The following is an 11210-nucleotide window of genomic DNA, read 5'->3' as shown; positions in this document are numbered from 1 at the left end:
AGAACTGAAAGGGCCGGGAGGTCCCCATGGCAGTTTTTTCCCTGGTGAGTCCCTACCCCCCCCGGGGCGACCAGCCCCAGGCCATTGAAAAGCTTGCAAGGGGCCTTGAGGAAGGGGCGCTCCACCAGACCCTTCTCGGCGTCACCGGCTCGGGGAAGACCTTCACGATGGCAAATGTCATTGCCCGCTGGGGAAGGCCCACCCTGGTCATATCCCACAACAAGACCCTGGCGGCGCAGCTTGCCAGCGAGTTCCGGGAGTTCTTCCCCCACAACGCCGTCGAGTACTTCGTGAGCTACTACGATTACTACCAGCCCGAGGCCTACATCCCCTCCTCAGATACCTATATTGAGAAGGACAGCTCCATCAACGACGAGATAGACCGCCTGCGCCACTCGGCGACACAGGCGGTGCTTGAGCGCAGGGACGTCATCATCGTGGCAAGCGTTTCATGCATCTACGGCCTGGGCTCTCCCCAGGACTACATGGCCATGACGCTCACCATGCACAAGGGCGAGGAGCTCACCAGGAGCCATATCCTGGAGCGCCTCGTGGAGATGCACTTTACCCGCAACCCCATGACCCTCAACAGGGGCGAGTTCAGAATGAGAGGCGAGGTCCTGGAGGTCCTCCCCGCCGATGACGAGGAAGCGCTCCGCGTCACCTTCTGGGGCGACGAAATCGAGGAGATCGTGCGCTTCAACCCCCTCACGGGCGAAACGACGCGCGCGCCGGAAAAGGTGGTGATCTACCCGGCAAAGCACTTCGTCACTCCCTGGGAGCGCCTGGAGAAAGCCTGCCATGCCATAGAGCATGAGCTTGAGGAGCAGGTGCGCTTTTTCACTTCCAGGGGAAAGCCCCTGGAGGCCGAGAGGATCGAGATGCGGACCCGCTATGACCTGGAGCTCCTCAGGGAGCTCGGCTACTGCCAGGGCGTTGAAAACTATTCTCGCTTCCTCACGGGAAGATCGGAAGGCGAGCCCCCCTTCACCCTTATCGACTACTTCCCGCAAGAATTCCTTGTCATCATTGACGAGTCCCACGTGACGATACCGCAGCTGCGCGGGATGCACCGCGGCGACCGCTCCCGGAAAGAGACCCTTATCACGCACGGCTTCAGGCTTCCCTCGGCCTTTGACAACAGGCCCCTCACTTTCGAGGAGTTCCAGCGGAAGACCGGGCAGGTCGTGTATGTCTCGGCGACGCCGGCGCCTTATGAGCTCTCGGTAAGCTCGGCCGTCGTGGAGCAGATTATAAGGCCCACCGGCCTTGTAGACCCGGAGGTGATCCTGAAGCCCGCAAAAGACCAGGTCCTGGACCTCATCAGTGAAGTGAGGGCAAGGGTCAGCAACAACGAGCGCGTGCTGGTGACGACCCTCACCAAGAAAATGGCCGAAGACCTTGCAGAGCATATGGCGGAGCAGGACATCAAGGTGCGCTACCTCCACTCGGAGATTGACACCCTTGAGCGCATCGCGATCCTCAGGGACCTGCGCCTGGGGATCTTTGACTGCCTGGTGGGAGTCAACCTTTTAAGAGAAGGCCTCGATCTGCCCGAAGTCTCCCTGGTGGCGGTCCTTGACGCCGACAAGGAGGGGTTTCTCCGTTCCGAGGTCTCGCTGATTCAGACCATCGGCCGGGCGGCAAGAAACATAAGCGGCACGGTGATCCTTTATGCCGACGATTACACCGACTCGATGGACAGGGCAGTCGGGGAGACCCGGAGAAGAAGGGCCATCCAGCTCAGCTACAATGAGGAGCACCATATCATCCCTGAAACGATCCGCAAGGCGGTGAGAGACATACTTGAAGGCCTGGCCGTTGCCGAGGCAAAGCCTTCTTATGCCCGCACGGGGGAGAAGGGGACGCTGGGCTACGAGGACCTGGAGCTCCTGGTGAGGGATCTTGAGAAGCTCATGAGGACGGCGGCAAAGAGCCTGGAGTTTGAGAAGGCTGCCGCCTATCGCGACGAGATGCTCACCGTGAAACATGAGCTCACGCTGAGGAAAGAGAGCGCCCTTATCGGGCCGGCGGCAGTCCCCGGCGCCGCTCTCAAGGGAAAAAGAAAGCGCAGGGGAAGCCTGTGAATTTCCTGGGGATAATGTGGATAAATTATGAATGCCATTCAACCCCGGTGTTTCGGGAAAAAGTGGGCGGGAAAGGCTCTGTGACAGGAATAAAAAATAGAGGGAAAATCGGCGGTGAGGGGAAAAACTGTAGGCATGTATTCAAAAATAGTGACAGAATTAAATGTCAGAGAAATGGTGAACCCCGCTGAAAGAGGTTTCATAAGGCCTGCAAAAAGGCTCGTCATTGCAGCACTGCTCATCATGGCGGCCTGCGTGGCCTTGTTCCTCTGGAAAGGAAAGGCTCACCTTTCCGAGGGAAAGCTTCTTGTCTTTACCAGGGAGAGCACCACCTATTTCAATCCTCTTTTTTCGCCGGACGGGAAGGGGATCGCCTTCCTGGAGGCCGAAGCGGCCTCGGCAGGTGATCCGGCGGCGCCCCGTGGGACCAGGGTATGGACAGGCACGGTGAAAAAGGCGGGGAGCAAAGCGGTGCCTCTCCCGATGAAAGGCCTCGAGGGGGCAGCCATCACCTCCTATGACCGGGAAAAGCAGCTCGTGGTCTATGAAAAGACCGAATACCGCAGCTTTTTGAAATCAGCGGGAAACTGTGATATAGGCCTGGGAAGCTGCCAGGAGCCGAAAGCACCTGAAAAAGCGGGCGCCCCCGCATGCGAAAGCCCTGACAGAAAGAGAAGAGCGGCAGTGGAAAAATCCCCCCCCTCCCAGGGACCGGCAAAGCTCGTCCTTGAGGAGGAAGGGAAAGAGAGGGCCACCCTCATGGAGGCCCTCGCGGAAAAAGACAGCTTCAACGGCCTCGCCTGGCAGGGCGACAATTTCTTCTTCCAGTATCACACCCTTTCGGGATTGCTCTACCACAACGAGCTCTGGTGGTATTCCTGCTCCTCCCAGAAGCTCACCAGGCTTTCCGAGGACTGCTTCAATGCCGTGGCTTCACCGGGCGGCGATAAGATCGCGTACCTGGTGCCCCAGGACAGGGAATCTCCCGCGGAAAGCCCCAGGAAGGCTTGCTGGCAGCTCGTAGTGAAGGACCTGGGTGATGAAAAGCCGAAGCTCCTCTCCGAAGAGCGCTCCGATGAAGAGCTCTTTCTCTATGGATGGGCTCCTGACGGAGAAAGCCTCCTGGTCCAGAAGGGCTCGTCACTCCTCTGCCACAGGCCCCGCTCCGGGGAGTCGAAGCCCCTCGTCGCCGCTGACGAGGGACTCTGGTGGGGGCTGCCGCTTTCGCCCTATTACCTGGCGTGGTCTCCCGACTCCTCAAGAATCGCCCTTCTCTGCTACACCATCAACAAGGACCGGGGAACCTACACTGAAGCGCTCTTCGTCATCGATGCGGCCACAGGCCGGAAAAAGGCGGTCCACGAGCATGAGCTCAGGTCCCTCAAATTCGCGGGACCCGTCCCGGGAGGCTTTCACCGGCGCGTAGTCTGGTCACCTGACGGCACCTCACTTCTCTTTGAGGGAAAGAGGAACGACGTCTCGACGGATATCCTGCTGGCCTCTCCCGACGGCAGGGGGAGCAAAAACCTCACAGGCTCCATGAGAGCATTCTTTTTCCGCTAGCAGCAAGAGGGCGCCGCGGCCGGGGCGTCGAAACAAGGGATAAAACCCGAAGAAAGAAGGAGATCCATGGAGGTACTGAAAGAGAAGACAAGAGCCCTCTGCAGCGAGTGCTATGAAGAGGTTGACGGGCGCATCATCGAGGAGGGGGGAGAGGCCGTCATAGAAAAATTCTGCCCCACCCACGGCACCACCAGGGGGGTCATTGAAAAAGACGCCTCTTTTATGAAGAAAATCCTCTCGGCGCCGCGGCGCGACGATCCCAATCCCTTTCCTTACCGCTGCCTGATGATCAATGCCACCCATGCCTGCAACCTGAAGTGCCACCTCTGTTATCTCCCCGAGCGTGATACTGCCCTCGATCTCTCTCTTGAAGAGATCAAAGAGTCAATTGATGCCTATCCCGGTTATTCCATAGCCTTCTCAGGAGGAGAGCCCACCCTTTACCCCCATCTCCCCGAGCTGATACGCTATACCTTTGAAAAGAAAAAAATACCGGCCGTGATCACGAACGGCGTGAAGCTTGCCGATTACCGTTATGTGAAGGAGCTCAGGGAAGCGGGGCTCACGCTCCTTAATTTCTCTTTTAACGGCCTCAAGGAGGAAGCCTACCTGGGCATCGAAGGCACAAAGCTCCTCGACATCAAGCTCCGGGCCCTGGAAAATGTAAGAAAGGTCGGGGGCATCTATACGCAGGTCTCCTTCACCATGGCGCGGGGCGTCAATGACGACCAGTTCGGCGAGGTTATCAAATACGCCCTGAAGAACAACGATTTCATTTACCAGATAAGGGCCCGCGTCGCCGCGGGCATAGGGAGGCGCCTTGGCGAGAAGGACATCTATCTCTCCGATTTCCTGAAGCTCCTGGCTGAAGAGACGGCGATCCCCTGCGAGCTTTTTGTCGATCACTGGGTGTCGCAGGACTGGTTCCCCAACCCCTTCATGTGCTCCATTGAATATTTCGAATTCCTCAGGAGCCCCGCGGTGGCGAAAGCCCTGGGATTTGACGGGAATGCGGAGCATCTCGAGGCGTATCTTTCAAAATTTGTCGGCGAGGAGAACGCGGTCCGGGTGCTCCGCCACAAGCCCGAGGACTACCGGCCGCCGGTGACGCGGCCCACCTTCCTTTTCGTGCTCTTTTCCTGGCCCGACAAGCACATTCTTGACTACGAGGAGATAAAGGGGCTTAACCTGGACATCCTCACGAGGGATAAAAAAGTAGTGAATTACTGGGACGGGCTTATCCGGAACGAGAAGCTCAACTTTCTCTGATCAGCGCTTCTCCCTTGCGGCTCCCTCGCTCCCGCCGGCACCGTCGTGCCTTATTCCCGATATTGCGTTCCGCTTCGCTTTCCTTGCAAACCGGGTCCCCATGAACTCGTCGAGGGCCTGGGCGAGGGCCTTTGCCACGAGCTCCCTGAAGCTCCTGTCGGCAAGCTTCTGCGCATCGGCGGAGTTGCTCATGAAGGCCGTCTCTACAAGCACTGCAGGCATGCGGGCGTGGTTGATCACATAAAAGGTGTCACGGCAGAGCCCGCGGTCCTTGAGGCCCAGCGCCGGTCCCAGGATGCCTCCAAGGCTCTTTGCGAGGGCATAGTCAGCCTCCTTGCACCAGTGTATCGACGAGCCATGAAGGGCCGACGAGGTCGAGGCGTTGCAGTGAATGCTTATGAAGGCATCGGCGCCGTTCACGTTCCCCACGTCGGAGCGGGCCTGGAGCTCGAGCCTGTCAGGTGAATAGGCCCACGTGACATCCCTGTCGGAGCTTCTTGTGAGGATCACTTTCCATCCCTTTTCCTCGAGGACCGCCGCAAGAGTCCTCGCCATGTCAAGGGTGAGATCCTTCTCCTTGAGGCCCATAGCGCCGTTGCAGGCGCCGGGGTCACAGCCGCCATGGCCCGGGTCAATCACGATGGTCCCGCACACCTCAGGCGCCGAAGTGCAGCCTTTCCCTTCCAGGGCCGAGGGGCCCGGCGCCGCGGCGCGCCTCAGGCGCACCCTGACCATATAGGGATCCTCCTCGTCAGCCTCAATGGCGAAGGTCACATCCTGCGCGAGGGAGAGGGCAAGGCGGCTCGTGCCATAGCCTGTGGAATAGGACGAGAGCGAGCTCTGCCGGATAAAAGCCCTGTCTTCCGAGGCCGGGAGGGATGCCTTGGCCGTGATGAGCGGGAAATCAACAAGGAGCATTCTCCTTTCGGGGAAATAGCGCCAGAAGTACTGGAGGGGGCCCGAGGCGGAGATCCTGAAAGATGCCTCGCCTGCCCCCGGCTCAAAGACCGCCTTTTCAATCGTCTCGGCCTTGTACCCTGCCGAAAGGGGAAAGGCGGGCATGAGCTCAAGGGTGAGGTCACCCGAAGCGGCCCGCGAGAGAAGGCGGCCGTCCCAGTGTTTCGGGAACTTCACGGTGACTTTTACCCCCCCGGGGAGAGTCTCGGGGATCACGGTGAAGTCGCCTATCGCCTCCTGATAGCCCGAAGCGGTGAACCGCGTGGCAGGGAAAAGGATCGTCACCTGGGAGAGATCTTCCGCCAGGACGGAGTATTTTACGGGTACAGAGGTATGGAGGAGGAGCTTCCTTGCGCCGTCATCCTCCTTGACGCTTACCTCGTCGAGGGAGGGAACAAGGCGTGCCGACGCCTGGCCGGTGCCGTCGGAGGAGAAGCTCACCACGTTAAGGCCCAGGTAGCCGGCAAAATCCGCCATGGGAAGCCATGTGACCCCGTCCTTCCTGAGATAGCCCCGTGGAGCCGACAGGTGAAGCTCCTTGAACTTCGCCCGCGAGGAGTCGCTCCCGAAGAAAATATCCCTCCCCGAGGAGCTGATGAAAAGGATGTCCCCTTTCCCTGACCATGAGGCAAAGGCGCCGATGGCTTTCAGAAAGCGCTCTGTGCCCTTGTCCTCGAGAGGAATATAGAGGGAGTCGGGGATCCTGTCGGCACTCCCCGTGCCCATGGAGGCAACGCCGGGGAGAACTCTCAGGGAGAATGAGCCTGAAGGGAGGATGATGAGAAGCGACGGCCCCGTTTCAGGAGCGGCCGCTTCGGACTCAAGGACCTGTGATTCGGGAGTCGTGACCCAGGGCTCCTCTTCCTTTTCCGCTATGGCCGCCAAGGGCATGACCAGCGATACCATCACGACACAAAGAAGAAGAAACCGCAAGAATCTCTTCACTGCAACCTCCCGAAACAGAACCTCTTTCCAGGCCATAAGGCAATTATCAGCAATATCTTAAAAACTATACCACACATGGGATCACTTTGTAAATACCCCGCGTGCGGCAGATTATTCCGATGAGAGCTTCTTCTCGTAAGCCCTGAGGAAGGGGAGCCATATGAGGGCGCTCACCATGACGTTCACCGCAAGCAGCACCAGTGCCCTCGGGTCCTGGGTGCAGAGGGGCGCCCCTAAAAAGGCCGGCAATACCCACGGCACCTCGATGAAAGGCCTCCCCACAAGGCCCGACGAGAAGGCAAGGAAGGAGATGATCCCCACGGTAATGGGAGCGGCCACGAAGGGGATGGCGAGAAGAGGGTTCGCCACGACGGGCAGGCCGAAGAGCACGGGCTCGTTGACGTTGAAGAGCGTGGGGACGAGGCCGACCTTCCCGATGCGCTTCATGTGGGAATTCCTGCTGAACAGGAGCAGAAAAGGCACGGGAAGAGTAGTTCCTGCGCCTCCTGCCCAGATAAACCACTGGTAAAAGGGATAGGCCGTGATGACAGGGAGGGGGGTGCCCGCCATGTGAGCCTCGGTGTTCATCAGAAGAAACTTCTGCCAGAGCGCGAAAAAGACCCCGTTGATCACCGATATGCCGTGGAGCCCCGCCACGCCAAGAACATGGAGAAAGAAATTCACCACCACGACGCACCCCACCGTGTCGCCCATCTTCTCGAGGGGCATCATCGCATTGATGAGGCTGTGATAAATATCTATGTTGGCCGTATACACGACAGCCCAGATGGCCGTGACCACCACCAGCAGGGGGAGAAAGCTCGCAAAGGCTTCCGCGACGGCAGAGGGGATGGAGAGCCCCTGCTTTTCTTCCTCACTGGCCTCTTTCTTGGGAAAGACTTTCTCCCAGAGATAGATGACGCCCCTTGAGAGCTCCACGGTAAAAAGCCCGCAGAGGATCCCGAGAAAGAGGCCCTCGCCGCCGAGCTGTTTCAGGGGAATTATCCATTCGGGCTTTCCCCCCTCGACGAGCGGCACCCTTGAGGGCTTTATGGTGATCATGAGGGCCACGACGGCTCCAAGGCCCTGGGGGAGCACGGGCATCCTGTAGTGCCCCGCCAGTGACGCGGCAATGGTGAAAGCCACATAGACAGAGAGCATGCCCATGGTGAAACGGAAGGGGATGAGGATCGTGGGGCACATGGAGGAATACCACTGTCCCGCCTCGGACTGGGCCAGCGCGGGAAAATACTGGCTTATCACGTCTTTCTGCGATCCCAGCAGAAGGAAGGTGCTCCCCACGAGGATAAGAGGCACGACGGCTATCATTCCGTCCCTGAGGGCGAGGAGATGCCGCTGTTTCGCAAGCACCGAGAGGCCTTCAAGCGCCCTGTCCCATGCTTTCATGGGGGCTCCCCTTTCCCTCCGTTGGAGGTTATTTCTGCAAAAGGCTTTTCAGATTCTTGCAGAGCCGGCGGAAATCCTCCCGCCGCGGCTTCCCCCCATGAGAATTTTTTCACCAGAAGGATTTTTCCGGCGGACGCCTAATAAGGTGAATGCGGGATACGGTATACTATACTGGCTTTCAGTATAATATGCGCGTATTTCTTGTTTTTCAATGAACTGCAGGTCACCAGAGCACTACTTGCCCGCGCGAAAGGAGCCGTTGCCGATGATAGAGACTGCCCTCACCTGCCCCACGTGTAAGGCGCCGTACGACGAGTTCTGGACGGAAGGACTCACCGAAAGGGGATTCCTTTACTGCCACCATTGTCACAGCATCCTCCATATTGAGCACCTCGAGAAGCGCATCGATGAGTACATCGTGCCCCTGTCGGGTCTCTGGAAAAACTAGCACAGTGGACAAGTGACCGGTTTTGTGTATAATAGTAATCGTGTGATCTTTTCGATGCAAGTGAGAATTATACATGGCATACCGGTACTCTGAGAGCCAGTACAAGCGCATAGTCATCACGGGATTTGTCTTCCTGACGACGGGCACCCTTGCGCTGATCCTCTTCTCCCTGAATATCCTCAAGCAGAGCCCTGCTCTCCACCTGCTCCTCATGGCGCTGGGAATCTTCTTCATCTTCGCCCTCGGGGTGCCCAGGGTCATCCAGGGCTTCAAGCAGCGCCTCATCAGCTACGAAATCGACCACGGCGGCTTCAGGATTGTCCACCCCCAGGGCATCAAGACCACCATCAAGTGGGAAGACATCACGGGCTTCAACGAGACCCGGCACTCCATAAAGATTATCACCATCCGGGGCCAGGAGGAGATATTCAAGAACCTTGAGGAGTATCCTGAATTCTACGAGACCTTCCAGAGGTTTTCCAAGAGGCTTGTCCAGAAGGAAGGATCCCAGGAGGGCGGAAAGGCACCTGAGGAGGAGAAGTCCTCGGCCAAATCCCCGCCTGCGCCCCGCCAGCCGGTGAAGCCACAGGGCTGGAAGCCTCCCCAGCGCAAGGAAGAGGCCCCGGCGGCACCACCGCCGAAACCGGCGCCCAAGCCGCCGCCGGAGCTTCCCAAGGTGAGCACGGCCCAGCGCTCTTCACAGAGCCTTATTGAAGAGCTTGTTCCGCAGAAGCCTGCGAAAGCGTCAGCGCCCAGGCCGGTGGCACCTCTCGCCGACGACAAGGGCAGAGGCGATTTTGAATTCTCCGATTTTCTCGGCAAGGGGGGGACCCAGGCTCCGGTCCGCGAGAATTTCGAGACCGCGAGGATTCCGCAGTCCGGGGCTTCCCAGACGCCTTCCCCGGGGGACTTTGGCTTCTCCGATTTTCTCGGCAAAGGGGGGACCCAGGCTCCCCCGGCCGGTGCCCTGGAAACCACGAAGATTCGGCAGACCAAGCCTCAGGCACCGCCTCCAGAGCCGCCGCAGAGAGAAAACCTGGGAGATCTGATGCAGCCTCCCGCCTCGTACAGGGAAATCTTTGAGAAGTCCTCCCATTCCCCTCTCAAGGAATCTGCAGCAGCCGCCGAGGGAGAATCCCAGGAGATAAGTATTCCCACCGTGGAAGAAATGCTCTATGCCTTTGCAAAGCGGCTGAAAAGCATCTCATGAGAGCTCGATAAAACCCCGGCGGGCCAGAAAGAGAGTGAAGGCCATTCCCTCTTCACCAAACCGGGCCCTTATCTCGGCAAGGCTCTTCTCCCCCCCGTAAGAGGCCACAAGAGGCCTCGCCCCGGCAAGCACCGGCACCACCTCGCCGCCATGGATGAGGGCATAGCCGAATGACTCCTTTCTTGTCTTGAAAAGAGCCCGGGGGCGTGATTCCAGGTCATGACCCGTCACCGGGAGGGCCATGGGGGCAACGGGCCCTTGTGCCAGGGGCTCCTCCATGAGGGTGTCGCACCGGACCTGGAAGCGCTCCCTCACGGCCCTGCAGCCCCCAAGACAGAGGAAACGCATGGCACAGGGGGCGCAGGGTCCTGGATATTCGCCGGCCCAGGCTGACATGGCCTTACGCCTCCAGAGAGCGGTAAGGGGCTTTTCCACCAGCGATCCGAATGAATGCTCCGAGAAAGAGCAGGGTCTTATCTGTCCCAGGGGATCAAGGGTGCAGCGGGTGATGCCCGAGAGGCAGTGGGTGCCGCCGGCATGAAAACAGGAGGGAATGCAGCCCTCCAGCATGACCGGAAGGTGCCTGCCGGCAAGCTCGCCTATAAAGCGGAGCAGCACCTGGAGGTCATCGCGGTACATGCTTATCCCGTTGCGGATAGGGCCGATATAGCGCTGAAAGGTATGGGAGCGGGAGCCCATCGCAAAGACAGACTTCACGATATCCTTGCCATAATGCTTGGCAAAATCACCCATCACCCCGGCAGTGTGAAAAACAAGCCCTGAACGGGCCGCCATCTCAAGGGAGGCTTTCATCTCCTCATATGACCTGATGCCCGTGAAGAAGTCATGGGTCCCCTCGTTATGGCCATGGACAGAAAAGGTGATCCCTTTCAGCTGTGTGCATTTCTTCAAGGCCGCAAGCACCTTTCCCGGATGCTCCCAGAGGCCCGAGGTGTAAAGCATGAAGGGCACTTTCTCCCGCTCAAGCGAGGCGGTGATCTCCTGAAAATCCGGGTGGAGCACCGGCTCTCCGCCCGTGAGGTGCACCTCGCCCACGTAAGGGGCAAGCTTCTTTATCATGGCATGCCAGGCGCTGCCGGGAAGGATATCCCTCACGGCGCTTCTCACCTCTCTGGGGCAGCCGGGGCAGCGTGCCCTGCAGGCATAGGTCAGCTCAAGCCTCGCGAGGACCGGCGCTTTGAGGCGGGCGTGCCTTACCAGGGAGCCTGCCTGTTCTTCAGGCGCGGTGTTTTTTTTCATGGCTACCTCCTTGTCCTCTCCAGAGGGAGTAAGGCCGGCGGGGGAGAATATAGCCATGAGACCA

8 protein-coding genes are annotated in these 11210 nt (G+C 58.9%); 5 read left to right on the top strand and 3 right to left on the bottom strand.

The window, feature by feature from the left end:
- Positions 1–26 precede the first annotated feature (26 nt).
- The 3 genes from uvrB to RDV48_07345 all read left to right on the top strand — a co-directional run bounded on the left by uvrB (position 27) and on the right by RDV48_07345 (position 4919).
- Complete coding sequence (gene uvrB / locus RDV48_07355) at positions 27–2087, top strand: excinuclease ABC subunit UvrB (GenBank protein ID MDQ7822599.1); 2061 nt, start codon at positions 27–29, stop codon at positions 2085–2087.
- Positions 2088–2201: 114 nt separating this feature from the next.
- Positions 2202–3650, top strand: coding sequence for a hypothetical protein (locus RDV48_07350; GenBank protein MDQ7822598.1), 1449 nt, complete (start codon positions 2202–2204; stop codon positions 3648–3650).
- A 66-nt stretch (positions 3651–3716) separates the two neighbouring features.
- Positions 3717–4919, top strand: coding sequence for a radical SAM protein (locus RDV48_07345; GenBank protein MDQ7822597.1), 1203 nt, complete (start codon positions 3717–3719; stop codon positions 4917–4919).
- Here RDV48_07345 and RDV48_07340 read toward each other — a convergent pair whose 3' ends face one another.
- Complete coding sequence (locus tag RDV48_07340) at positions 4920–6821, bottom strand: N-acetylmuramoyl-L-alanine amidase (GenBank protein MDQ7822596.1); 1902 nt, start codon at positions 6819–6821, stop codon at positions 4920–4922. It lies immediately after the preceding gene.
- Positions 6822–6932: 111 nt separating this feature from the next.
- A complete protein-coding gene (locus tag RDV48_07335) occupies positions 6933–8228 on the bottom strand; it encodes a PTS transporter subunit EIIC (protein MDQ7822595.1) in 1296 nt (431 codons plus the stop codon).
- A 265-nt stretch (positions 8229–8493) separates the two neighbouring features.
- Here RDV48_07335 and RDV48_07330 point away from each other — a divergent pair, with 265 nt between their 5' ends.
- Entirely contained in the window at positions 8494–8676 is a 183-nt protein-coding gene (locus RDV48_07330) for a hypothetical protein (GenBank protein ID MDQ7822594.1), read from the top strand.
- Positions 8677–8749: 73 nt separating this feature from the next.
- On the top strand, positions 8750–9886 hold the full coding sequence (locus RDV48_07325) for a hypothetical protein (GenBank protein ID MDQ7822593.1): 1137 nt from the start codon (positions 8750–8752) through the stop codon (positions 9884–9886).
- Here the strand turns inward: RDV48_07325 and RDV48_07320 are convergent.
- The gene (locus tag RDV48_07320) at positions 9881–11146 is read right to left on the bottom strand and encodes a radical SAM protein (GenBank protein ID MDQ7822592.1); all 1266 of its coding nucleotides are present in this window, start codon (positions 11144–11146) and stop codon (positions 9881–9883) included. The two genes, RDV48_07325 and RDV48_07320, sit on opposite strands and share 6 nt — an antisense overlap.
- Between the last annotated feature and the right edge of the window lie 64 nt (positions 11147–11210).

Source organism: Candidatus Eremiobacterota bacterium, from assembly GCA_031082125.1.
Lineage (GTDB): Bacteria > Vulcanimicrobiota > CADAWZ01 > CADAWZ01 > Ess09-12 > Ess09-12.
The sequence above is the reverse complement of the archived record's forward strand: the minus strand, read 5'-3'. Positions and strand labels throughout refer to the sequence as shown.